General features: G+C 58.0%; 15 protein-coding genes and 1 pseudogene. 7 read left to right on the forward strand and 9 right to left on the reverse strand.

All coding sequences use genetic code 11. The annotated features are described in order from the left end of the window. Positions 1-39: 39 nt before the first annotated feature. The 4 genes from ACNFBR_RS00390 to ACNFBR_RS00405 all read right to left on the reverse strand — a co-directional run bounded on the left by ACNFBR_RS00390 (position 40) and on the right by ACNFBR_RS00405 (position 5,675). On the reverse strand, positions 40-1,365 hold the full coding sequence (locus ACNFBR_RS00390) for a restriction endonuclease subunit S (protein ID WP_416733217.1): 1,326 nt from the start codon (positions 1,363-1,365) through the stop codon (positions 40-42). Next, positions 1,365-3,602 (reverse strand): type I restriction-modification system subunit M, encoded by a 2,238-nt coding sequence (locus ACNFBR_RS00395; protein ID WP_416733218.1) that lies wholly within the window; start codon positions 3,600-3,602, stop codon positions 1,365-1,367. The genes ACNFBR_RS00390 and ACNFBR_RS00395 overlap by 1 nt, the downstream gene beginning before the upstream one ends. A gap of 89 nt (positions 3,603-3,691) precedes the next feature. Further along, entirely contained in the window at positions 3,692-5,458 is a 1,767-nt protein-coding gene (locus tag ACNFBR_RS00400; protein WP_416733219.1) for an N-6 DNA methylase, read from the reverse strand. A 31-nt stretch (positions 5,459-5,489) separates the two neighbouring features. Next, the gene (locus tag ACNFBR_RS00405; protein WP_416733220.1) at positions 5,490-5,675 is read right to left on the reverse strand and encodes a DUF4258 domain-containing protein; all 186 of its coding nucleotides are present in this window, start codon (positions 5,673-5,675) and stop codon (positions 5,490-5,492) included. Positions 5,676-6,747: 1,072 nt separating this feature from the next. On the opposite strand from ACNFBR_RS00405, the gene ACNFBR_RS00410 reads away from it, so the two are divergent. The 5 genes from ACNFBR_RS00410 (at position 6,748) to ACNFBR_RS00430 (ending at position 14,213) form a co-directional block, all read left to right on the forward strand. Further along, entirely contained in the window at positions 6,748-6,990 is a 243-nt protein-coding gene (locus ACNFBR_RS00410) for a hypothetical protein (RefSeq protein WP_416733221.1), read from the forward strand. Positions 6,991-7,077: 87 nt separating this feature from the next. Continuing rightward, positions 7,078-7,347 (forward strand): DUF3077 domain-containing protein, encoded by a 270-nt coding sequence (locus ACNFBR_RS00415; RefSeq protein ID WP_416733222.1) that lies wholly within the window; start codon positions 7,078-7,080, stop codon positions 7,345-7,347. 563 nt (positions 7,348-7,910) lie between these two features. Continuing rightward, entirely contained in the window at positions 7,911-9,617 is a 1,707-nt protein-coding gene (locus ACNFBR_RS00420; RefSeq protein ID WP_416733223.1) for a dynamin family protein, read from the forward strand. Between the two features lie 13 nt (positions 9,618-9,630). After that, positions 9,631-11,874, forward strand: a complete 2,244-nt coding sequence (locus tag ACNFBR_RS00425) for a dynamin family protein (RefSeq protein WP_416733224.1) — start codon at positions 9,631-9,633, stop codon at positions 11,872-11,874. Further along, a complete protein-coding gene (locus ACNFBR_RS00430) occupies positions 11,871-14,213 on the forward strand; it encodes a dynamin family protein (RefSeq protein ID WP_416733225.1) in 2,343 nt (780 codons plus the stop codon). The genes ACNFBR_RS00425 and ACNFBR_RS00430 overlap by 4 nt, the downstream gene beginning before the upstream one ends. Positions 14,214-14,297: 84 nt before the next feature. On the opposite strand, the gene ACNFBR_RS00435 is transcribed toward ACNFBR_RS00430, so the two are convergent. The 3 genes and pseudogenes from ACNFBR_RS00435 to ACNFBR_RS00445 all read right to left on the reverse strand — a co-directional run. After that, on the reverse strand, positions 14,298-17,006 hold the full coding sequence (locus ACNFBR_RS00435; RefSeq protein WP_416733226.1) for a DEAD/DEAH box helicase: 2,709 nt from the start codon (positions 17,004-17,006) through the stop codon (positions 14,298-14,300). A 52-nt stretch (positions 17,007-17,058) separates the two neighbouring features. Beyond that, positions 17,059-18,846, reverse strand: a complete 1,788-nt coding sequence (locus tag ACNFBR_RS00440; protein WP_416733227.1) for a site-specific DNA-methyltransferase — start codon at positions 18,844-18,846, stop codon at positions 17,059-17,061. Positions 18,847-19,081: 235 nt separating this feature from the next. Further along, positions 19,082-19,333, reverse strand: a pseudogene (locus ACNFBR_RS00445) (hypothetical protein); the annotation flags it as partial. Positions 19,334-19,452: 119 nt separating this feature from the next. Between ACNFBR_RS00445 and ACNFBR_RS00450 the strand changes: the two are divergent. Further along, positions 19,453-20,328, forward strand: coding sequence for a WYL domain-containing protein (locus tag ACNFBR_RS00450; RefSeq protein WP_416733228.1), 876 nt, complete (start codon positions 19,453-19,455; stop codon positions 20,326-20,328). A 148-nt stretch (positions 20,329-20,476) separates the two neighbouring features. Here the strand turns inward: ACNFBR_RS00450 and ACNFBR_RS00455 are convergent, their stop codons facing one another. Together ACNFBR_RS00455 and ACNFBR_RS00460 are read right to left on the reverse strand one after the other, a co-directional pair. Beyond that, positions 20,477-22,870 (reverse strand): TonB-dependent siderophore receptor, encoded by a 2,394-nt coding sequence (locus ACNFBR_RS00455; protein WP_416733229.1) that lies wholly within the window; start codon positions 22,868-22,870, stop codon positions 20,477-20,479. A 119-nt stretch (positions 22,871-22,989) separates the two neighbouring features. After that, positions 22,990-24,534, reverse strand: a complete 1,545-nt coding sequence (locus tag ACNFBR_RS00460) for an MFS transporter (RefSeq protein WP_416733230.1) — start codon at positions 24,532-24,534, stop codon at positions 22,990-22,992. A 126-nt stretch (positions 24,535-24,660) separates the two neighbouring features. Between ACNFBR_RS00460 and ACNFBR_RS00465 the strand changes: the two genes are divergently transcribed. Next, a complete protein-coding gene (locus tag ACNFBR_RS00465; RefSeq protein WP_416733231.1) occupies positions 24,661-25,530 on the forward strand; it encodes a LysR family transcriptional regulator in 870 nt (289 codons plus the stop codon).

Raw genomic sequence — 25,530 nt, forward strand, 5'->3', positions numbered from 1 at the left:
CTTAGGGCAATTGAAGTATGCCTGTACTTAAGCCCATTTCTATTTATGCCCCCCCCCTTCTGGGGGCTGCGGAATCTCAAAGCCTCGTACGTCAATTTTTCCGGTTACTGCCCCAGTGATGAGAGCTGAGCGGTATTCCGTGAGCTTGTCGATAGCGGTTTCAATTGTCCGAATCTGGGGCGAAATCGTCCGAAACTGCTCATCTATGAATGCTGTGATTGCTTTTTGTTCGTCCTTTGGGGGGATGGGCATGGTGAGCCTTTTCACATCAGGCATGCCAATGGTCTTGATGGTGGCGCCAAAGGTGAATGAGTCGAGAAATCCCTTCATCGCGCTGAACACTCGAAGCAAATACAAGGAGTTGATATCTAGTCCGGGAATCCAAGCAATGAGATGTTGCGATACGGCCATTGGGCGGGTAGTGATGGCGCATAATCCTATGGTGGCGTCGCGTGTGAATACCACGGCATTGGCCGGCAGAAGACGCGCCGATGAGTTGGCTAGGCCAAGCGAGTTGATCTGAATCGCTGTTTCCGAAATATAGTCAACAGATGCTAACTGCTTGGAGTCATTGAGCGATACCCAGGGAATGTCACAATCTTCCCAGTACTCGGGTACCTGTTTGGACGGGGTATGGCCACTCTCTAGCTTTGCGGCGAACTTAACCCGTCGAATTGACCAGTGACGGGGGATATCTCCAATCCACTCTACACCTGAGCTCTTCATTGGCACCGATTGATCAAGTCCCTTGGTGACGGCATGACTGATAAGGGCCGTACGCTTGTCGGTCAGCTTATGGAGCAGGGCTTTTTTCTTCGCGATCAGGGCATCGATTTGGGCGGTTTTGAAATCTAGGAAATGGCCAATGGTTTTCTGTTCTTCGAGATCCGGCAACAAAACTGGGAGGTTCCCTATGAAATCCCAACTAGCTCGCGGCATCTTGCTGCCATATGTCGATGAATCAACAATATTGATAAAGTCACGGGACAACATGTGATACTTCAGAAACTTGGCGCTCAATTCATCCTTGCTTCTGACGACCAGTGCCTCACTCGAAATCAATCCATCCTGCTGAGCTAAGTGGACTTTGGCGAGATATGGGCGCAACTTCCCAAAGAGGACATCTCCTGCCGTAAACGAAGATGCCAGTCCTTCACTATTGCTAATTTCCCCATCGATTTTCCTCCCTGTCCATGACTCGATGTGTTCTAGCCCGAGATAAGGTAATGACGACTCTTCGACGCTTACTTTGCTGTTGATGAGGTCAGTTGCAAATTTCAGTTTTTTGATTCGCCAATGAGTGGGTTTTTGCCCCAACCATGCGACTCCGGAACTATCCAGCTCCTTATATTGCGCGTATCCCATTACACCACCTCGCTCAGCATGGCCATGATGTCTTTCTCCAGCTGGCTGATTTCAACTGCAATCTCTTCCAGTGGGCGCGGTGGCTGGTAAACGTAGAAGTGCCGGGTCAGCGGGATTTCGTAGCCCACCTTGGTCTTGCTGTGATCGATCCACGCATCTGGAACATACGGCAGGACTTCGGCCTTGAGATAGTCCTCGCAGTGATATTTCACCAAGGCCAACAGCTTGTCGTGACCAGTTTCGTTGTCATAGCCCAGCGGCAGCGGCAATTCAATGTCGTCAGGCAGTGCCACGATTTCGGTATCGCGCAGATCGGCATCGGATTCCGGGTTGCCCTTGGCATCCAGACAGATCTCAGCCTTTGGGTCACGTTCGGACAGTGCGGCCAGGATGGTTTTCTTCACCGGCGCACCGACCTTGATGCCTGCCTTCTTCAAGGCGGCTTCGAGCATTGTCTCGAAAGCAGGGCGACTGCGGTAAAGCGTTTCACTGTCCATACCTTGCAGGGCGCCCTTGATAGCCGTCTGCGTTTCTTGACCTGTTGCAATCTCCGCGTGGTATGCAGCCTCATCCTTACGTTTCTTGCTGCTGGCCAGATTGACGAAGGTACTCTGCTCGTCCAGCTTGGCGATGCGCTCAGCACTGGCTTGGAAGTTCAAACGTAGCGGGCGCTCTACGGTGATCTTGAGGAAGCCAAACTCGCGGTTATCGAAGATCCTGCTGCAAACCCGGCGTTCTGGCTTACCGTCCACCAACACTTCGCTTTCCGCATCGTGGTCGTGCTCGGCGTAGAGACGCACCAGTTCCTTGATGTGGTCATCCGAGAGCTCGTTGCGCTTGTTGCCCAGGCTCTTGTCCATTTTCTTGAAATGGCGGGTGCCGTCGATCAACTGCACCTTACCTTGGCGGTGTGCGGGCTTTTTGTTGGTGACTATCCAGACATAGGTGTAGATGCCTGTGTTGTAAAACATCTGATCTGGCAGTGCGACGATGGCGTCCAGCATGTCGCGCTCGATGATCCAGCGGCGAATGTTGGACTCACCAGATCCAGCATCGCCTCCAAAAAGGGGGGATCCATTGAACACGATGGCGATCTTGGAGCCATCGCCGCCCACGTTCTTGCCATCGACCATCTTGGGCGGCTGGTGCATCTTGGAGGCCATGTGCTGCAAAAAGAGCAGCGAGCCGTCGTTGATGCGTGGCAGGCCTGCGCCGAAACGGCCATAAAAACCGTGGGTGTTGTATTCCTCTCGGACGAAATCTTCTTCAGGTTTCCACTCCACCCCAAACGGTGGATTGGCCAGCATGTAGTGGAATTTTTTGCCCGGATGCCCATCGTGCGGCACAAAACCATTGGTCTTGTTCTTAGCATCCTTGATGCCCAAGGTATCGCCGTAGATTAGGTTGTTGATCGGCTCGTCCTTGATTAGCAAATCTGAGCAGCATATGGCATAGGACTCCGGGTTGTACTCCTGGCCGAATAGCTCGATGTGTGCATCCGGGTTCAGGCCGTTTGTGAAGCCGTCACCGCAGATAAACTTCTCTGATTCGGACAGCATGCCGCCGGTGCCCGCTGTGGGGTCATACACGCTGCGGTAGATGCCTTTTTCGTAGATACCATCTTCGCCGGTGAACAGTAGCTGCACCATCAGACGGATGACTTCACGTGGAGTGAAGTGATCCCCCGCCTCTTCATTGGCCTGCTCGTTAAACTTACGTACCAACTCTTCAAACAGGTAGCCCATCTGCAAATTGCTGATGGCCTTTGGCGAGAGGTTGATGTCTGCGGAGCAAAATTCCTTGATGATGAGGTAGAGCCGGTTCGCCTCGTCCAGCTTGGCGATCTCGGTCTCAAATTCGAACTTATCGAAGATGTCACGAGCGCGCGGCGAGAAGCCCTGGATGTAGGCAATCAAGTTGCCAGCAATATTGGGCGCATCGCCCAGCAGCTTCTCAAATGTGAAGCCACTGGTGTTGAAAAGCTCCTGCTTCCGGCCATTTGCCGCAATGCTGGACAACTTTTTTTCCAACGCCGTTCCGGTGACACCTTTGTCTTCCAGGCGCTTCTTTTCGTCCAGCACCTTTTGCTTGTTTTCGGCCAGAACTAGATCGAAGCGGCGCAGAACAATCAGCGGGAGCATCACACGACGGTACTGCGGCGGACGGTATGGGCCACGAAGCTTGTTGGCAATATTCCAAATGAAACCGACTAGGTTTTGATGTTGAGCATTTTGCATGAGCAGTTCCTGAAAAGTTTTTCGATTCGCTACGGATACCCCTTCACGCGATTAACTCGCGGCTGATCCGTTCTTTGCTTAGTGGTGATCTATTGGAGTGGCCAGAATTCTTTGGTTAGCCCGGCTTGCCGGATTCGCAACTGCTCAATTTCCATTTGGATTTTCGCTTCTTCATAGAAGGCTTGAGCCATCGTCCGCATTTCCTCGATTGATGGAACAGGTATTGCCATTTCTTTGAGAGCAGAAAGCTGAATGGAGGGAATCGAGGCGCCCACTGCCATGCGACTCAGCAACCCCTGCCCCATCGCTGAGCGCAGGTAAATCAACAGTGCCTCGGGGGGATAGACTCCGGGGAATCGACTGCGTAACACGACTAGAGACTGCCCCGCGATCCAGCCGCTATTGCCTGGATTGGGAACAGGGCCGGCAATGCCTGCTTTGCCAACGACGCCCTTGAAGGTCATCAGGATGTCGTTCGACCGGATGAAATAGCTATCAGCTTTGGGGGACCCCAGGTCAAATAGAGTTTCCTTACTGCCACTTTGGATGTAGCCGAATAGGGGAAGATCCTGGGCCAGCACTTCCATCGCTTCGGCCCCAGTTGAGGCCGTGGCATGCTGGCGAGGGCGGATGATCTCGAAAAGATCGCCTAGTCTTCGCGTCTCATAGCGTGCCAACGCCGCACCCAGTTGTAGCGCCGAGTCGTCCAATACATAGCGACCGACCTCTAGACTGAAATCGTTCGCGGCAATCTCCGCTGCCGTCACTTGTGCTGCCATCGCCGAAGTCGTCTTGTCTTCGATTAGGCGTACCAATTCTGGGATGTTCGTCAGCTCACAGCGCTTTCTCGCTGTCTGCGCTCGAAACGCTTCCGTGTTGGCATCCACGAAGCGAATGATGTCGCTCCGACTGTCACTATTTAGGACGAGGATGTTTACCGGAATGTTGGTATGGCTAAGCAGCGCCGGTGGTAGTGCGATAACTGCGTGCAAGTAACCATTCTTGATTAAGTCTTCGCGCAGCTGTTTATCGGCTCCTTTGCCAAAGAGCACGGAGTTCGGAACCAGTACCACAATCCGGCCGTGGGTCTGTGCGAGAAGATGGCGAATCTGGAGTACATTACCGGCGGGAGTCTTCTCGAAGAAACGCCCCCACAGATCGTTCTCGGCAACCTCATGGGAATAGTTGACATTCATGGGCGGGGCGCAGACTGCGGCGTCGAACTGCAACAGTTTGCCTTGATGAGTCGCCAAGGGAGCCTTTACCGGATCCGTGGGGTGTATTTCCCAGGCACTACCGCCGGTGAGATTAAGAATTTGCGCTGGTGTGGTCGGTTGTTGAGATTCAGCCCAGACAGTGGCGCCTGTGCGGACTGCCCGCGCGGCAATCTGTCCCGAGATTTCCCAGGGGATGTACACCTTGTGGTTGGAATTTACTCCAGTCAAGCCTATCAACAAATCACACAGGCCTGGGGCATGAGCAAAGCTATCCATTCGCGACTCGCCGAACCAGTAGATGGCGTCATCCAAGACCAGCGAGTCAAGTAGGCCCTGAGCATCCAAAACTCGGATTCTATGGATGAGCGGGGATATATCGGGTATGCCGCGCAGGTTTTGCCAAACCCCTTCATCAAGAAATGGAAACGGAATACTTGACTGCAAGCTGCGTAGCGATTCCAACTGGGTGGAAAGTCCCTGCTCTGCGAGCACATCGAAACGATGCCCCTCTTGGATGACCTGTTCCTTTGAAAGCTTCCACCAACACAGTAACTGAAGGATTAGTGACAAGGATGTGTAGCTGTCCGCTCCTAGCCTGCGGGCCGAATCCAGCAGCTGGGGAAGAATTTTGTCGTTCATATGAATTCGTTTTTCCACGCGGTGATGCGATTTAATTGCGATGGGAGCAGTTGTAGGTCGTAATCAGCGCTTCTCCTTCAGCGACGACTACGATGCCTCCTTTGTCCGCGATATTCATCAGCAGGCGCCTTTCCCGCTCCAGATCAGCCAGGCGCTGCTTGGCTTCTTTCTTCCCAAGCACAATTTTGTCGTTTTCCAACGAATCGTTAGTGAGCACGTAATCGTGCCATTTTGAGCGAGAGGCCGCGTTGGGATTGACGAGCCTTGCAGTGACGAGTGGTGTGCATGGTGGGCCTGCTCCATGGGGTGACCATGAGCCAACTGTAGGACAAAGCTTGCTGTGCGTCAATAAAGCAATTTATGCGTAAAATGCGCATAAGTGAATTTTCAGCTCAGTGGAATATTTAAACGCTGCGATCGGACCGGGGCGGGTACTCAGGATTCTGGTATAGCGCAGCCGCGGGGTCTGCTGGACAGGCCAGCGATGCAGGTTCACCAGGGCCTGACGGGGTGTGGGTTCGAATTCACCATAACCTCCGATTAGACGCATTTGACGTCAACGCCGTAAACGCGCAATAGCATTTTGACACTCAAGGCTTTAGCCTCCGTGAGAACACCTTGTAATCGGATCAGGGAGTAATCATTCGTGAACAGGCCTTCCGCAAACTGTGGCGAGTCGCCCTACAATTGAGGATCGAAGCAACTGCTATCATCATGCGATAGCACCAACACTCCCGCACGTTAACGCAACCGGTCGATACGATATGGCTTTTCGTTTGGCCCCCAAAAATCTCAAATCAGTATTTCTCAGCCGGACGGTATTCCAGCTGGTATCCCAGCGCCAAGAGAGAATTTATTTTAGAAATAACATACAAAAACAATTCAGCTTCCCGCGGGCCACCAAACCGCAATAAACGAGACGCTCCCAGGCATCTTTTTTGGTGCAAGCCATGTGGAATATACAGGTCAAAAACCCGAATTTGCCCCCTTCCCTGTAGGACGTTTCCCAAAGATACTCCCTGCGCCTATTTTCCGTTGCATACGCTAATCACGGCTTCTAGTCTCGACGTGTCGTTGCCATTCAACGACCGGGTTTAGCCGCCCGACCTCGTCAGACAACACAGCCATGCAATGCCGAGCAATCGGCATTGGCGCTTTATGGCGGCTGTGCGTGGGGCACCTTCGGGTGCGCCGGGTGCCTGACGTCCCGGTCGGCTAACCCGCGTACAGCTGCCACCTTACTGTTTAGCCGCGTTAGGTGGTTGCTTCACTACGACAGGAGCCACACCATGCTAAAAATCGTCCCCGACCCACCCCACCATCTCCATTCCCTGGAAGACACAATCATCCTGGCCTCGGACTACGCGCTCTGTGCAGAAGCCATAGCCCAACAAGCGATGCTGATGCAGCCCAGATCACCCGCATCGGTCTTGATCATGGCCTCGATGCACGAGCTTGAAACCCTGCGCCGGCTCCTCGAATCAGCACTGGCACAAATGCAGCAGCCCGCGAACCGCCAACCGATGCATTGATGCGCATACCAAGCCAAATCCTGTGAAAGCCCGGCTCACCGGCGACAGGGCCAGCCCAGGCATCAAAAAGACCAGGGAGATCGATCAATGACCACCGAAGCCCCCCAATGCACTGTCGGTAAAACCATCTTCTTTCAAGGCGAAAACCAAACCCACCCGCTGTTTCGCATCGAGGCCGGCATCCCTTGCCAGAACGCCCGCGAACAGGCCTCTGAACTGATGGGCTACGCGCGGGACCTGACCATCGACGGGTTGATGGAAGATAATCCCAAGCTGATCTGGGCAGCGCACTACCTGTGTGCGTTGGGCAAAGCGCTACTGGACGATGCCGAACTGGGCATGATGAAAGCGCCTTGAAACCACCCCGCTTCGTGAAACCGCGCTAGGGCCGCAACGCGGCCCTAGCGGTCCAAGCTCCCGCATGAACATCCAAAAGCCCACCTGCAACAGCCAAAGTTCAACAACAACACGCCCACTCAAAACCTGTCTAAATAAACAGGTAAAGCATCCGCACACATAACCTCGAATAACCCGTCAAAAAAGCCGCTTCCAGCCCCTATTCCCGGCAAAAACAATGCGTTTTATTGACAGTTTACGAAGGGTAATCAGAGTGCCATCATGCGCCCACTCTGAACTCATACAGGATGTGTGAATGCCTATCCCTCCCTCCCCCATGACCTTCCACTGCAAGCAATGCAACTGGAGCATGACAGTGGCCCCCACTAGCGACGCGCTGGGCCCAGGAGACTGGCATAACAGCTGCCCTAAATGCGGCAACCCCAATCTGCAAGTTTCTCGGGCCGGCGCCCTTGCCAGCCTGTTGGCAAAAGCCGCCCGGCATCTGCACATCCGCAAGCATTAAGCGCTTTTGCGCTAGCCCTACTCTTCCGAACAAGCCCAGCACTTAAAGGATTATCACCATGCTCGAAAGCCAGAAAGCCTTCGCCACTTATTTGAAAAAAATGCAGGGGCTGCTCGAAGGCCAGGCCTTCACCTTCGACCAAACCTTGCTGCCTAAAGTGATGGAGACCGAGCTGGTGGTACCGGTAATCGGTGCATTCAGTGCGGGCAAGAGCTCACTGCTAAACGCATTGATGGGGCAACAGGTATTGCCCGTTGGTATCGCACCCGAAACCGAGCTGGCAACCGAACTGCGTTATGCCAGCGAACCTTACTTGCTGGCCATCAAGCTCGACGGCACGCAGGAACGCCTGCCTGTCGATGCGCTGAGCTCGATCAACCGTCGCTCCAGCGAGTTCTCCCACTTGCGCCTCTACCTCAACAGCGATGCCTTGAAAGCCATTGCACCGCTGGTACTGGTCGACATGCCAGGTTTCGGCTCTTCGCTGGAAAACCACAACAAGGCAATCGCGTACTACCTGCCACGGGGTGTGCACTTCGTCGTGCTGACCAGCATCGAAGACGGCAATATCACCCAGTCGATGCTGCGCAAGCTCGACGAACTGAAAACCTACAACACCGACTTCACCTTCCTGCTCAGCAAGTGCAACCTGCGCGCGGCCGATCAGGTGGAGGAAGTGCGGGCGTACGTCGATGATCAACTGGGTGTGTATTTCGGTGATCATCACCGTAGCCTCACCGTCGGCAACCGCGATGGCGAAGCGCTGCAACAGGCGCTGAGTGCCTTGCAGCCTGACACACTGTTCTCCCGTCTGTTCATCGATATCCTCAAAGACCAGAACTTCGAGGTGCTGGCACAAATCAATCTGGCGCTCAGCCTGTTGAAGAAAGACAAGGCTGAAAGCGAGCAAGCTGCCCGGGCGCTGGAACAAGCCCTGCAAAAATTGCTGGAGCAGCGCAAGGATGTGGAGTCGGACCTCAAGGATCGCTACTCCGGGAAGATGCTCGACCGCAGCCTGCGCAGCCTCGATAACGCCCTGAACAACGCCTTGGAAGAACTCGTGACGCTGGGTAGCAGCAAAAACCCAGGTGCCATGTCGAACGCAATCTCCGACATCATCCGCAGCACCCTGGCCAGCACGATCAAATCTGAAGTGCAGGATATCTCCAGCAATATGGTGGACCGCATTGCCAGCAACTTGAGCGCTACCAACGGCCAAATGGCCGTGTTGGACATCAATGGCAATTGGAGCGAAGAGCTGACCGGCAAGGTCAAAGTGTCACTGGAGCGCACCACCGAGCTGCTCAGTGACTGGTCCACGCGCCTGAGCGCGCGTGCCGAAACCGACAAACCCGGAAGCGTCGCGCTTTATCGCAGCCTTTCCACCGTGCTTGCCGTGACCACATCGGTGGTCAACCCCTTGGTCGAACTGGCGATCATCTTCCTGCCGGAAATCCTCAGGATGCTCAACGGTGGCGGCAACGAGCGCGAGCAGTTCCGCCAGAAACTCACCGGTGAAGTGTTCCCGAATATCAAGGCGGAGCTGCGCGGGAAGATCCCGTCGATCATCGATGAGCAACTCAACGCCATGCTGAAAAAGATCGGCGACGGTTTCGAAGAGCAGATCACCAAACAGAAGCACGTCGTCGACACCATTGCTGAAGAAAACCTGCAGCGCGAAGCCGAGATCGGTCAGAAGACCGCCGCCTTGGAAAACCTGGCCAGCGCCGTGAAAGCGGCTGCAAACGAACACCTGTACAAGTAAGGCGGACGACCCGATGAACTACCAGAAACTCATTGAGTTCAGCGAAAGCCTGCATGCGTTGGCAGAGAGCAATCAGGACCTGTTCGGGCGGGAAATCGAGCAGTTCAAGCGCATGAACGCCATCGACGAACCGCAACAGCTTGCCCAGTCCTTCCAGGTTTTGCAGGACCAGAATCGGCTGATGAACATTGGTATCGTCGGCCGCGTCAAGGCGGGCAAATCGTCGTTGCTCAATGCACTGATCTTCGACGGTGAGCCAATCCTGCCAAAGGCCGCTACGCCTATGACGGCGGCGCTGACCACGATTACCTGGGGCGAGGTGTTCCGAGCCAAGGTCGAGTTCTACAGTGAAGCCGACATAAGGGCGATCAAGTTCAAGTCCGACCAGTACGAACAGCGGCTCGCAGCGCGCAAGGATGCCTGCCTCGAAGAACTGGTGAAGCGGCGCAGCACCCAGGCGCCGGGCACACCAATCGACATGCAGCAACTGACACAAATGGCGGAAAAAAGGGCACTGTCCGAGCTGCAACGGGAAGAAGGCTTGTTTGCAGCCAACGACCAGTTCAAGCGCATGACGGCCTCCCGCATCGATAGCAACGGGCTGCAGTCGCAAAGCGAAATCAGCGCCAGCAACCCAAAGGAGCTGGCGCAACGGTTGCACGAGTACGTCGGTGCCAATGGCGCTTATATGCCGTTCACCAAGACGGTGCATGTCTTCATGCCACTGGAAGAGCTGCGCGATATCCGCATCATCGACACGCCCGGCATGAACGACCCGGTGCAGTCGCGCGAGGAGCGTACGGTCGAACTGCTGAAGACGTGCGACGTGGTATTCATCGTCAGCCCGGCCGGCCAGTTCCTCAATGAGCAAGACCTGGAGGTGATGGGCCGCATCACCAAGAAAGAAGGCATTCAAAAGCTGGTGCTAGTGGCCAGCCAAATTGATACGCAGCTCTATGGCAGCGAAAAGCGCGCTCGCCTGAGCGATGCCGTGGAGGCCATCCGCACCCAGCTTTCGGCGCGGGCACAAAGTACCCTGTCGGACATGAAACAGAACAGCCCCGAAGTGGGTACGGTGTTCGACAAACTGATCAGTTCGGTGCACCACAACCTCCTGCACAGTTCGGGCTTGTGCCACAGCCTCAATCGCCGCCTCGACGCCCCCGAAAGCTGGGACTCGAATGAGCAGGTGACGTGGGCAAACCTGAGCACCGATTACCCAGACTACTTCTCCCGCGACAATCGGGAGCTAACCCTGGGCAGCCTGGAAAGCTTGGCCAACATCCATGCGATCAAGGCCGTACTTGCAGAGGTTCGTGCGGAAAAAGCCGAGATCACCACTGGCTTCATCAGTAGCCAGCTAGCGACCAAGCAGAAGATCCTGGAAGAGTTCAAGCAATACATCATCACGCTTGCGAAAAACCAAATTTCGCAGATCAAAAGCGCTAACGTCGGCGAACTCAACGAGCAACTTGCGTCATTGGAGGCAAAGCGACTGGATCTCGCCTTGGAGCTGGATGGCAGTTTCAAGTACACCATGGACGACTATCGCGATGACCTGCGTGAACGCATGGATCAGAAGGCGTCCCAGCTGCTCCGCGAGACGAAGTCGAATATCGACGATGCCGAACGTTCCTACAGCCATACCTATACCGTCGATAACGCCGGCGCCATAGGTTGGTTTGCGCGCAAACTTGGGCTTGGCGGTACGACGGAAAAAACCGAGGTCCGCGCAAAAATCATCAGCAGCCAAGTTGTATCCACGCTCAAAGACTACATGACCAATGTTCAGGACGTACTGAGCGCCACCGTGAGACGTTCCCACAAAGACTTGAATGAAGCGCTAGCCCGAGAGCTGACGCCAAAAATTCGTGGTGTTCTGGAGCACGAGGCCAATCCACAGATGATCAAGGTCGCCATCCTGTCCATTATCCAATCCATTCCGAAAGACGACTTCGATTTGGATATCCCCCTACCTGACGACCTGAAAAGCAAAGGCACCCTCAAGGGCTACGAAGCTGAGCAGTTCAAAGATGCCGCAGATGATTTTGTTGGCTCACTCGGCAGCAAGGTCAAAGCAAAGATCAGCTCATTCCTCAAGCAAGTAGAGCGCAATACACCGGACACTATCTCTCGCACTTTCGTTGATGAAGTGCAGCACCGGATCAATGTCCTCAAAGCGCAGGTCAACAACGCTGCCCAAACGATCGATCGGCTTGAACGTATGACTCGCAAGGCTGAAGAGGTAACCCTGTGAGCACCCCGCCACGCATCGATGACCGGGCGCGGCCGGCCGTGGAATCGCTCGCTCGGTTCTGGCAGTTCAAGCGCAAAAAACTGGCGTTGGAGCTGCAAGGCCATCTTGACGATGCCCAACGCCAGCTAGACACCTTGTTCAGCAGCCATCAGGCGCTTGCCACGCTATCTGCAAGCCAGAGCGACAGCATTGACGCCCTGAATCAGCGCAATGACACGCTCACCGAAGCGCTACAGGTCGAGACAGGCAAGCTCGCCTCGACCACCAGCGCGCTCGGGCAGGAAACCGCCAAGCTGCAGAAGGCAATGCTCGCGCTGGCACAAGCCAAGGTCTACACCAAGGAGCTCGAAGAGCGTCAGGCGCAAGCACTGGCGACAATCAGCGGCCTGGAGCAAGACCTGGCAGCGCACAAGCAACTGCTGGCCGACAAAGAACAGCACATCCTCGACCTTGAGCAAACGCTGGCCGATGTTCGCCAACAACTCGAAGCGCTCGAAAGCCTCAAGCAAGCGTTGACCGCCCAATGCGCGGAACAGGCGGAACAAATCGGCGACCTGCAAGCACGCAAGCAGGCGCTCACCGATGCGCTGCAAGCGAAGACGGCCGAGGCTGAAGACCTGACACAGCGAGAGGCCCAGGCCCTTGATGAGATCGCCAACCTTGAAACGCAGCTGGCCGGGCTCAACCGAGAGTTGACGGCCAAAGAGGCAGACGTTGCGGACCTGGAGCGGACGATGGCCGAGCTCCAGAAACATCTCGAAGAGGTGAAGGGCGCCAATCTGTCGTTGACTGAACAATGTGCCGGGCAGGCCACGCACATCAGTGAGCTGGTGGCCCACAATGCGTCATTGTCGACCCAGTTGCATACTGAACAGGCCAATGTCGCAGAGCTGGAAGAGCGCAGGACGCAGGCCCTGGGGCAAATCAGTGAACTCGAAACCTATCTGGAAGAGCACAAAGCCCAACTGTCGGCCCAAGAGCAGAATGTCGAACTGCTGGAGAGCTTCACAGAGGAACTGAAGGCTTCCAAACAGCACCTCGAAAACCACTACGCAGACATTAACCAGCAACACCTGTCGCTCACTGAAAAGTTTTCCCTGGTGAGCAGGGTTCTGGCGCAGCAGCCTCCCGTCAATGAAGAGCTGGACCGGTTCGCCGACCTGATCAACCACGACTACATGGCGTTCGCAGGCCGTGAGTCGTCGCTGGCAGGCGAAGCCCAGGCTGTGCTCGACATGCAGGCGATTCTCGCCGAGTTACGCATGCTCAACAACTTCCCAAGCATTGCGGGCAAAACCATCCTCAGCATCGCGGGTGGCTTCAGTAGCGGCAAGTCTGCGTTCATCAACAGCTTCATCAAAGACTCAAGCGTGCGCCTGGCAACCGGCATCAACCCGGTGACCGTGGTACCCAGCTATGTCGTGTGCTCTGAAGAAACCAGGATCAAAGGCTATTCGTACAACGGCGGAGCCATCGACCTGGAGCCGAGCCTGTATGCCTCCATGTCCCACGAATACGTCAAAGCCTTCGGCTTCGATCTTCGCCGCATCCTGCCGTTCATCAGCGTCAAGGTGCCCATGGATCCGCAACTGTTCGGCAACCTCTGCATCATTGACACACCGGGCTACAACCCAGGTACGGCGGGTGGTGCCTCAGCGGCTGACAGGAGCACCGCCGCCTCCTTGGTCAACCAGGCGACTGCGCTCGTGTGGGTTATCGGTCTTGACCCCGCCGGCACCATCGACCAGTCCGATATCGAGTTCATCGAGGCCACCCCGTTCCGTGGGGACGCGTTGTACATCGTGCTGAACAAGGCTGATGTCAAGTCTGACGACGATATCGAACAGATCATGGCCCAGGTCGCCGAGGACCTTGAATTCGCAGGTATCGAGTACGCGGGTATGTGTGCCTACTCATCCACGCGCCAAAGGGCCTACCCAACCACAGGGCGGACGTTTGAAAAGTTCCTGAGGTCAATCAACCGCAAGGTGGACGTGGTAGGGAAAACGTCCAATAAGCTCGATGCCGTGTTCGATGCGTACAAGCGTGCGATCAGGACGGATATTGCGCAGTTGAAAGGCCGTAAAAAGGAATTCAACGACTTCAAAATGGACGCGCTGGAGATTGGCGGCACGCCTTTGCATGACCGTGTCGAGCGGGCCTTCCCGATATCAGAGCAGATGTTCGACACCTCGGAACTTGAGCAGCTAGTGATCGATTGCGAAGACCTTCGTCACAAACTCAAACAGGCGGCTCAAAACGCTTTGCAAAGCGTTGATCAAACGCTCAGCAAAGGTGCAGAGGCCGAAGAGTTTCTTCGGCTGCGGATACGCCGTTAGGGGTGGCCCGCGTAGCGTAAAAAACCTCATGCTCCAAGCCCAACCGCACTTGGAGCATCAGGCTCATTCCCAACCCAAGGCGCTTCAGCCTGCTACTGCCTCTGGCGCACTCACCTCGAACTTCAGATAGTCCATCAACCGCTTGTCCTCAGTCACTTCGCTATGGGGGATCAGCACGTATTTCCAAGGTTTGCCACCGATGCTCTGGGCATACTCGGAGGCATGCTTGGTCCACTGCACAGCAGCGGCAGCCTTGGCTTTCACTTCGTCGGTTTTCAAATCGCTGGCGGCCTTGGTTTCAGCCAGCAGCAAGCAGCTTTCCGTCTCCACCACAAAGTCCGGGATGTACTCCGGCTGTTGGGCACCGAGCCTGTAGTAGATCTGGAACTGCCCCTTGGCGGGCTTGAACCACTTCAGCGCATCGCGCTCCAGGATCACGGCGAAACCTCGCTCGGTATCCGAGTCGAACCTCTGCAACGGGTACAGGCAGCGCGAGAAGTCGCCGAACAGCATCTGCTTGATCCGGCTGGTCTCGGTCACCGTCTCGCGCACGCTGCGAACTGGCTGATTGGCTGCCACCGTGTAGTTACAGGGCTTGAGCTCGGTGAAGCCACGGCTGACCTTGACCTCGTAGCCGCTGGTTTTCTGCCAGAAGTGCTTCTGCATTTGCGCATGGATCTCGCGCGCCAGGTCTGCTCCGTGGGTATCCAGAATTTCGTGCAACTCGCTTTCGGCGTAGTTCTGCTTCTGGTAGTGGGCCACAGCCTGCCCGGCCAGGTCGTACAGCAGCTCGGCTTGGGTGGAGTAGTCCACGTCGTCGAAGTCGGTCAGCTTCTTGACGATGTAGTTTTCCAGATGCTGTTCCTGGATACCACCGCCTTGCCGGCTCAACGTGGTCTGCTTGCTAGTGCGCAAGTCCTGCACGACGATCTCGCGCTGGCCCGGCTGATAGTTGGGCAGGCTGCCCAGGGTGAACGGGGTGTAGCCCGAGGTCACCTCGCCAATCGGTACCACCGTGATGCGTGGAATATCGATGGTTTGCTGCACCACCACTTCCATCGTTTTTGCCACGACGTCGGCCAGGTCGATCTGCGCAACACTGGCGCCATCACCTTCCAGCAGCGAGCCTTGCTGTGGCCTGAGGCGTTCGGCGACTTCGGCCTTGATCTGCGCCTGCACGTCCTGCTTCAGCAGGTCCTTGCTGCTCGACACCAGGTCACGCCTGGTTTCGTACTGGCCGATGACGTCCAGCACCACACGGGCAGCCTGCTTCTCTGCATCGCTGGTGAAAACCGGCAGCCCAGGGTTTTCGCTCAACCCGAGCAATGCATTTACGCCGGATTGCACCTGCACGCTGGTCTTGCTGTCTTCTGCCTTGGGCGCTTCGAGGATCACTTGCTTGAGGCGGATTGGCGAGTCGCCACGGCGGGCTTCGTCGACGATCTCCTGGAACTTGTCGTGGGCGACGATGTTCAGGCGGTCCACGCTCTCCACTCCTGTGCGCTTGCCATAGGGCAGGCGCAGGCCACGGCCGATGGACTGCTCGATCAGCGTGCGCGCATTGGCGGCGCGCAGCGGCACGATGGTATAGAGGTTGGTAACGTCCCAGCCTTCCTTGAGCATGTTTACGTGGATGACCACTTCCGTCGGCTCGTCCACGCTTTCCACCGCCAGCAGGCGCGTGATCATTTCCTCTTCGTCCTTGCCGCTCTTGCTGGAGTCGACCTGGATAACCTTGCCGCTGTAGCGCCCCTCGAAGAAGTCCTCGGACTCCAGCAACGCCAGCAGTTGCGCCGCATGCGTGATATCACGGGCGATCACCAGCATGAAGGGTTTGACCACGCTGGCGTCGTTTTCGCGGGCGTAAGTCAACAGCTCGGCCTTGGTCTGCTCGTGCACACGCACGCCATCTTCAAGCTTGACCCGCTCCACCTCTTCGGGCGTATGCAGCTTGGCGTCGTACCCACGCTGAGTAACCACGGCCGGCTCCTTGACGAAGCCGTCTTCAATGGCACGCGCCAGCGGGTAGTCCAACACCACGTTCTTGAACGGCACTGGCCCCTTGCTCGACTCGGTGAAGGGGGTAGCGGTCACTTCCAGGCCAAACAACGGCTTGAGCTCATTGATGGCGCGCATCCCGGCCTGGGCACGGTAGCGGTGCGATTCGTCCATCAGCATCACCAGGTCGTCCAGGCCGGCCAAGTAGTTGAAGTAACTGTCACCCAGCACTTCACGCATCCGCTTGATGCGTGGCTCCTTGCCACCGCGCACTTCGGAGCTGATCTTGGCGATGTTGAAGATGTTGATGCGCACGTCGTGCGCAAAGCCCTGCGGCTGAACATCCACCACTGCACCACGCTGGTCGTAGTTGTCACCCGTGATGATCAAGGGTGGCTGCTGAGCGAACTCGGCAATGCCCTTGAACACGTACTTGGGTGTATTACGGGAGAAGTCCGCGATCAGCTTGTTGTAGATGGTCAGGTTCGGCGCGAGCACGAAGAAGTTGTTGATCTTATGTTGCAGGTGCAGGTAGGCAATGAACGCCCCCATCAATCGCGTCTTGCCCACACCGGTAGCCAACGCAAAGCACAGCGACGGGAAATCGCGCTCGAAGTCTTCCAATGTCGGGAACTGCGCCTTCAGGGCATCGAGGATGTCCGGCACATTCTGCTGATGCGTCAGCATCTGCGGCGCAGCGCCCAGCGCCTTCACCAGGCTGGCCAACGAATCGGCCTGCGGCTGGCGCAGCGACAGGCGCCCGGAAATGTGATGTTGAATACGCGTGCTGCTCATACTTTCTTCCTTTGTTCCTTGTAGCCTGCAGGTTTTCCGCGGCCCGCAGGCATCACGCCTGATCATCACCAAACAGCGCTGCTAGTGCCGGTTCGGCGGCCTTGTGCGTGCTGCCTTTTTTCGCAGGCTCGGGCGCAGCCAGGAGCTGTTCGGCCTGTGGCAGGTTTTCGACGTGCATGCTGTAGTCGTCGTGCCCCCACTCGCAGCGCGAGTGCACCAGCTTGGCGATCTTCTTCAGCGTCAGGTTCGGCCAGCGCGCTTCGGCCTGGGCAGCGGTCAAGCCGTGGAACGCCGAACAGCAGACCAACAGACTCTGCTCGGCCCCCACTTCGTCAGCCAGCGCCTGCAACTGCTCGAAAGACAGGTTCTGGGTCGTGACGTAGATGAAATCACGCTCGCTGGAGTAACCGTGCTGCCACCAGTGGTCTTCCGAAGGCGCATAGGTGAAGCCTTCCAGCTTGGCCAGCGCCTCGGCCAGCATGGCCTCGGTGTAAGCCGGGTTGATCACCGGGTTGCCCCAGCGGTCGTTGACGACCAGCGTGGGCGCCAGCTCATAGACGCGAAAACCACCGCCGCCCTGCCAGTTCACGGCCTGGCTGATGCCACCCAGATCGGTACCCTCAACGATCTTTTTCAGTCGCGGAATGACGTGGGTGTGGCAGTGCTCTCCTCGCTCGACCATGATCCAGCGGCGCCCCATCTTGTGCGCAACAGCGCCCGTCGTGCCGGACCCGCCAAAAGAGTCGAGCACCAGGTCACCAGGCTCCGTAGCAATTTCGAGGCAGCGCTTGATCAGTTTCTCCGGCTTCTTGCCGTTCTTGAACTCAACGTCACCCTCATTGGCAATGCCGTTCCAGGGGATGTCCGTCCACAAGTTCGTGAGCGGTTTGGCCGGCACGAACTCACCGTCCACCTCACGCACCTTCGACGCGTAGAAATACACCTGACGGCCATTCAGCGCATAGACATCGTCATAGCCATCACGTTGAACGCAAACCACTTGGTCAGGGTGGCGCTTGGACGCGTCACGCGCCTCCACGATGTTCTTGCCCGCCGCATTGCTGATAGCGGTGGCCTGAAAAACGCTATCCCGATGCTCCAGCGCATAGCCTGCAACCGCTGCATCGAATGTCATCCGGCCCATGGCTTTACGGGCCGTCCGGGTGTTGTCGAAACCCAGCGAAGAGGCAACGATCTCGTTCAGGCCGCCAACCTGCCATTTGGAGTAGTGCTCATGGCGGTTGAGAATGACTTTGCCGTAACCAGGGTCATAGGAGCTCTCGACATAGATCTGCTCATACTTGTAGCTGGCGCGTTCTCTGGCATACATCAGCAGGTATTCGGTCTGCGAGTACGGTGAAGGGTTCACCGTCTTGTGGCCGGAAGGGTCCGACGTTTTCACGACGATCATGTTCAAGAACTGATCCCTGCCGAACACCTCGTCGCAGACGACTTTGAGGTAGGCCATTTCCTTGTCGTCGATATGGACAAAGATCACGCCATCCTTGGTCAGGAGTCGTCGCAGTATCTCCAGACGATCCCGCATCAGGCCCAGCCACGTAGAGTGCTCCACCGCGTCGTTGTAATACTTGAACGCCGCACCGGTATTGAAGGGCGGGTCAATGTAAATACACTTCACTTCCCCCGAAAACTCCTGCTCCAGCGCTTTGAGCGCCAGCAGGTTATCGCCGAAGATTATCCGGTTGTCGAAGATGTCGCTGTCCGTCACGCGATGGTTGGCGTGAAAGGACTTGCTCGGGTCTTCGACCAGGATGCGCGGCTCCAGCGCGGCGCGCTTGTCCTTGCCGATCCAGGAAAGTTCGAGTTTTTGCTTGCTCATGCTGTGTTTCTCAAATGTGCGGTGCCTTGCTCAAGGCGAAAACCTGTTGTTGGCCGGTTGCCGGGTCATACCAGCCAAAATGCCATTCTGTGCGAGCGGTTCAATGCTGCTCAGGGCCGCATCGACCTGATGAGGGTCGGGGTCAGGGTGGGTAGGCTCATTCCATGCCCCTCGAAGGCTTAGCTGGGTCGGGGCGCAATGATCTCATGTTGCATGGCGAAAGTGGGGCCATGCCATCGGCAGAGGCCATATCCTGCAAGATCACCACCTTGCGCTGCAGCTGCACCACATGCTCCCGCTCCGCGCGCACCGCCGCCCTCAGTTCGCGGTTTTCCATCTCCCAAATCTGCAACCAGCGCAAATCCCGCCGGCAGTGCTCGACCTTTTTCCCCAGCTCGCCCAGCCTCAACCCATGCTGGATCAGCACCAGCAAGATGATCCCCATCGCCACCAGGGCCCCCGTCGCAACCACTTCCGGCATCGTCATGCTCATGTCCTTTGCTGCCTTGGATGTATTCCGAAGACGCAGCAAAGATATGTAATGCATAACTACACGTCTAGAATGTAGACTTATACAGGTAAAGTAATCGCGCACATGGAGAGGGTATGAAACGCGAGCAGTCCATAGAAAACGTTCGCTGGGACCTGGCACTTCGCTATCGTTTGATCGAGACCGTTGCCTGGTGGGAAGGCCGGCTGACCACGGGCCACCTGATGCAGAGCTTTGGCATCAGCCGCCAGCAGGCGTCGAAGGACATCAATACCTACATAACCGAACATGCGCCTGAAAACTTGACGTATGACAAGCGCATCAAGGGCTATGTACCGAGCGAACAGTTCGAGCCGATGTTCATCGACAGCAGCGCCAGCGCCTACCTGCACCTGTTGTACCAGAACAACGAGCGCGCGCCGCACATCGACGGGTTGGCACTGGCCTATGCGCACACCCGCGTGCTGGAAGTGCCTGATCGGCCCATTCGGCCAGAGGTGCTGCGCCCGCTGCTCAAGGCCTGCCGTGAAGGCCTGCGCCTGGAAACCGAATACGTGTCCTTCAACACCCCCAACGTCGAGGTGCGCCTGATCGCCCCGCACACGCTGGTATACACCGGCATGCGCTGGCACGTGCGGGCCTACTGTGAAAAGAACGGCCAGTATCGCGACTTCGTCCTCAGCCGCCTGCGTGGGCAGCCGGAACTGCTGGACCCATCGCCGAATACCCGCGAGCAGGACGACGACTGGAACATCGAGGTGCCGATCATCTTCGAGCCTGACTGGCGGTTGAACGCGGCGCAGAAGGCAATCATCGAAACCGACTTCGGCATGACCCAAGGGCAGTTGGTGGTCTCCAGCCGCCGGGCATTGGTGAAGTATGTGTTGCAGCGGTATCAGTTCGACCACCGCAACATGGCGATGCTGCCCGAGGCCCAGCAACTGGTGGTGAAAAACATCCAGGACCTGCAACCCTGGCTGATGAAGTACTGACTGCTGTAACTGCTCATCCCGACGCACAGCGCCGCTCCCTGTAGGAGCAGCCTTGTGCTGCGAAGAGGCCGGTATGCCTGGCAGCTATCCATCAGCCATACCGGCCTCTTCGCAGCACAAGGCTGCTCCTACAAGGCCTGTGCTTGCCTTACCAGCTGTAGCTCAGCTTGGCGGTAACCTCGCGCCCCGGGTTGTAGTAGTTCGCCGTCCCCGACCCAACCACATGCTGCTCATCGAACAGGTTGCTGACATTCAGCGCCAGGTCGGTGCCCTTGGCGATCTTGTAGTTCAACGCTGCGTCGAACAACGTGGTCCCATCGCTTTTCTTGGTATTGGCGGCATCCATGTAATACGCCCCCACATACCGCGCGCCCAGGCCGACGCTTACATCCGTGCCAGGCACGTCGTAGTAGCTCCACAGCGATGCGGTGTGTTTCGGCGCAGTGGCAAACTCATTGCCCTTGAGCGAGGCACCGTTCCACAGCGACCCGCGCAGCACCTCGGACTCCATGTAGGAGTAAGCACCAATCACGCTGATGTCTGGCGTGACTTGCGCCTTGGCTTCCAGGTCCAGACCACGCACGCGCGACTCGCCCACCGTCTGCTGCTCGATGATGCCGCTTGGCAGCACCACGGCAATGGTCACGTTCTCCTGGGTCAGGTCATAAACGGCGGCCGAGAACAGTGCGTCCATCCCCATGGGCGAATACTTCACGCCCACTTCATACTGCCGGCCCGTTTGCGGTGTAACGCCAACCTGTGGCGGCGAGACAGACTCCACCATGCTCACATAGGTAGACACTTCGTCGTTGACGATATAGGTCAGCGCCGCGCGGTAGGAGGTTTCGGAGAAGTTGTCCTTCTCGGTCTGCTCGCCACCGATGTACTCCTTGCTGGACAGGTCCATCGAGTCGTTACGCACGCCTGCGGTGGCGATGACGCGGTCGAAGAACGACAGGTTCTGCTGCAGGAACACGGCCTTGGTGGTGGCGTCGTTCTTCTTGCGGGTATAGGGCGTGATGCCGCCTGGTACGCCGGTGAACACCGGGTTGGCGATGTCGATGGACGGCGCCAGGCCGTAGACCGAACTCTGCTTGGTGGTCGAGTCGAGGTACTCCACGCCCACCAGGGTGCTGCTGTCGATGTGCTCGAACTGGGCATCGTACTGCAGCATCAGGTTGCCATTGAGCTGGTCGGCATCGCTGTCGGTGCCGAAGATGTAGCGAGGAATGGTGGTGCCGACACGCGAGGCGCTGTCGCTCAGGTACGCGTAGCCAAAGTCATCGCTCAGCTCGCTGTAGCGCAGGTTGCTGCGCAGCACGAAGCCGTTGTCGAAGTCATGGGTGATGTTGCCGCTCAGGCTGGTGCGCTCGACATTGTGGAAGTTGTAGCTGGGCTCGCCATAGAAATCGCTGCGGTCGTACTCCTTGTCCAGCGGGTAGCCGCCACTGTTGGGCGAGCTATCGGTTTTCAGGTAGTCGAGCATCATGGTGGCCGAGGTGAAGTCAGTCGGCGCCCAGGTCAGGCCGCCCATCACGAACCGGTTGTCGTCCTGGGAGTGGTCGTACTCTCGGTCGCTGTTCTGCATCTTGGCCGTGAAGCGGCCGGCCAGGGTTTGCTCGTCGTTGAGCGCATCGCCCACATCGATACCGGTCTCGGCATGGTTGTAGGAGCCGTAGGTCACGTAGCCCTGGCCGAACTTCTCGAAGCGCGGTTGCTTGGTCACGAAGTTGACCGAGCCGCCTGGGTCTGCCGGGCCGAACAGCGTGGAGTTGGCACCACGCAGAATTTCTATGCGCTCGTAGGCGTAAGGGTCTTCGCGCACGCCGCGCATCGAGCTGAGGGTGAGGCCGTCACGGTAGGTGGTGGCCTGGAAGCCGCGGATCAGAAAGTAATCGTTACGGTCGTCCGAACCGTAGTAGTCGCTGACCACGCCGGGGGTGTACTGCAGCGCCTCTTCGGTGGTGCTGACGCTGCGCTGCTGCATTTCCTTGTTGGTCACCACCGACACGGAGGCTGGCGTGTTGAGAATGCTGGTCGCCACCTTGCCGCCTACCCACAGTTCTTTGGCGACCACCGAGTTGCTGTCATCGTCTGCGCTGGCCTTGACCTTGGCATTGATGATGACCGGTGCCAGGCGGTAGTCCTCGCTGGCGCCCAGCTCCAGCGGGCCGGTAGGCTTGGGCTGCGGTACCACCAGATAAGCACTGGGGCCTTGCTGCTCGGCCTGAAGCTCGGTGCCCTGCAACAACAACGCGAGTGCAGTCGACGTTCCCAGGGTGCCTTGCACACCCGCCGTGTTGCGGTTGGCTACGCTCTGGGCATCGAAGGACAGGCTGATACCCGCCTGCCGAGCAAAGCGGTCCAGCGCCGGTGCCAATGGGCCACTTGGGATGTTCCATTGCTGGGCCTGGTTGCTGTGTTCAGCGCTTGCCGATTGCGCCAGCGCAGGCAGCGCACAGCTACTGACAACCAGGCCCAGGAAAGCAGCGTGCACAGCACGGCTCAATGGGTGGCGCTGTGGAACCGGGGTAGAACTCATTTTTCTCGCTCCGTAGAGGGGTCGGCGGACTGGCCTGTATTCCGGCCTTCTCTACAAGCCGAACGAGAATGATAAAACACCTCATTTATTTTTAGATCATTGCACGATGCCTGCCCGCTTCAGGGCCGCCCCTCGGCCAGCAACCCCTCTTGCATGGCCGGCAGGGGTCGGCTCAGCAGCGCGCCGACCAGCAGCGCGAACAACAGCGCTGCCACACCCGCGACCTGTAGCACAGCCTCGAAACCGCCCATGAACGCCTGGCGGGCCAAAGGCGCCACGGCCTCACGCAAGCCGGGTTCGATCAGGGCCAGCGCCGCCTGCAGGTCACCCGCCGCAACGCGCGTGGCCATCGCGGCAACCTGGCTCGATTGTGCGGGTGCCACGCTGGCCATGGCCTCCTGCAGCAACTGCCCGCTACGGGCAGCGAGCACGCCGCCGAGTACGCCAATGGCCAGCACGATCGCCCCGAACCGCGTGGTGGTGCTGAGGCCCGAGGCCATCCCGGTGCGTTCACGCGGTACGCAGGCCATGATGTTTTTCTGCGTATCGCCATTGAGCAGCCCGGCGCCAGCGCCCAGCACCAGGCTGGCCAGGGCAAATGCGCCATAGCCGCCGTGGCGCGTGGCCCAGGCACACAGCAAATTGCCCGTGCCCACCAGCACCAGGCCCAGCGCGAACACCTGCGCCGGGCTCAAGCGGGTAGCCAGGCGCATGCCCAGACGCGGCGTCAGCAGCATGGCGACGGCGAACGGCAACATGCCTGCACCCGCGGCCAAGGCCGACAGTTGCAGACCGTTCTGCAAGTACAGCGGCAGCAGGGTCATCATTACCTGGGCGCAGGCGGCGTAGGCAAACATACCTAGCAAAGCCCCCACGAAACGCCCGCTGCGCATCAGTCGCAAGTCGATCATTGGCCGCACCTGGCTGCGTTCGACCATGACGAACAGGCCGAACAGGAAGGCGCTGATCACCAACCGGCCAAGGGTTTGCGCGCTGCCCCAGCCCACCTGGTTGGCATCGATCATCGCCCAGATCAGGTAGCCCAGGCCGCCAGCGAAGGTGAGGCTGCCCCAGGGGTCGAGCCGCGCCGCCGCACTGTCGCGAGACTCCTCGATGCTGGCCATGACCATGACCGCCAACAGTGCCACCAGCGGCAGGTTGATGTAGAAGATCCAGCGCCAGCCCAAGGTACTGGCAATCACCCCACCCAGCAGCGGCGCAAAGGTGATGGTGGCGCCCATGCAGGCGCCCCAGAAGGCCCAGGCACGCATGCGCTCCTGTGGTTGATGGAAGCGGTTGCCGATCGCCGCCAGGGCCGAGGTCAGCAGCAACGCAGCGCCAATCCCCTTGGCGGCCCTGGCCAGGTCGAGGAACAGCAAGCTGGGCGCCGCGCCGCAGGCCAGCGAAGCGATGCCGAACAGCCCCAGGCCGAGCAGCAGCATGCGCCGCCGGCCGAAGCGGTCGGCCAGGCTACCGGCGGGCAACAGGCAAGCGGCGAAGGCGAGCAAGTAGGCGCTGACCACCCATTCGATATCGGCGAACGAGCCGGACAGGTCGCGCGCGATACTGGGCAGGCTGACCGCGACGATGTTGGTGTCGAGGATGATCAGGGCGCAGACCAGGGAGGCGGTAAGCAAGGTAAAGCGTGCTGAAGGGGCAGGCATGGCAGGCTCCAGATGCAGGCTGGTCGTATCAGCGCCAGCCTTGTAGTGTTGGCCCTACCCTAACGCCGCCAACCCCAAACCTTGTTAGCCCCGGCGGCCTGCGTCATTACCCTGTAGGTAACACCCATGGAAATCCGCCATTTCCGCTACTTCCTCTGCGTCGCCCGCCACGGCCATTTCACCCGGGCCGCCGAGCAACTGGGCATCGCCCCGCCCACCCTCAGCCGGCAGATCCAGGACATGGAGCGCGAACTGGGCGTGCGCCTGTTCGAGCGTAACCAGCGCGAGGTCAACCTCACCGCCGCCGGCCAGGCGCTGCTGATCGAAGCCGAACAGGCCGTGCGCCAGTTCGACGCCGCACAACTGGGCGCACAGTGCGCCGCCCGTGGCGAAAGCGGGCGCATCGAGCTGGGCTACGTGGCCTCGGCCGCTTACTCGGGCATGCTTCAGCAGCAGGTCAGCCACTACAGCGAAACCTGCCCCGGTGTACGCCTGAACATCCGCGAACTGCCCATGGCCGAACTGCCCGGCATGGTCCGCGATGGCCTGCTGGACCTGGCCTATGTGCGCTCGCCCATGGAGTTGCCGGAAGCACTCGAAGCCATTGCCCTACGCCAGGAAGGCTTCGTCCTCGCCCTGCCCGCCCGCTCACGGATCAATGAAGTGCCACAGATCCCGGCCGCGCGCCTGGCCAATGAAACCTTCATCCTGCCCGAGCAGATTTCCGGCACGCTGGAGGTGGCCGCACAAGGTGGTTTCGTGCCACGGCTCGGCCCGCAACCCGGCAGCCTGGTGGCAGTGATTACCCTGGTGTCCCTCGGCCAAGGCATTGCCGTGGTCCCGGAATCGGTCGTACAGCGCATTAGCCTGCCGCAGGTGAACTACCGGCGAATAGTCGACTGCCAGGCCAGTTCGTGGCTGAGCCTGATCCACCGGCGATTCGAAAAGGCGCCGGCAGTGATGCGGTATGTGCAAAGCGTGATAGAAGGCACTTGA

The organism is Pseudomonas sp. NY11955 (genome assembly GCF_048068035.1).
In the GTDB taxonomy this organism is placed as follows: domain Bacteria; phylum Pseudomonadota; class Gammaproteobacteria; order Pseudomonadales; family Pseudomonadaceae; genus Aquipseudomonas.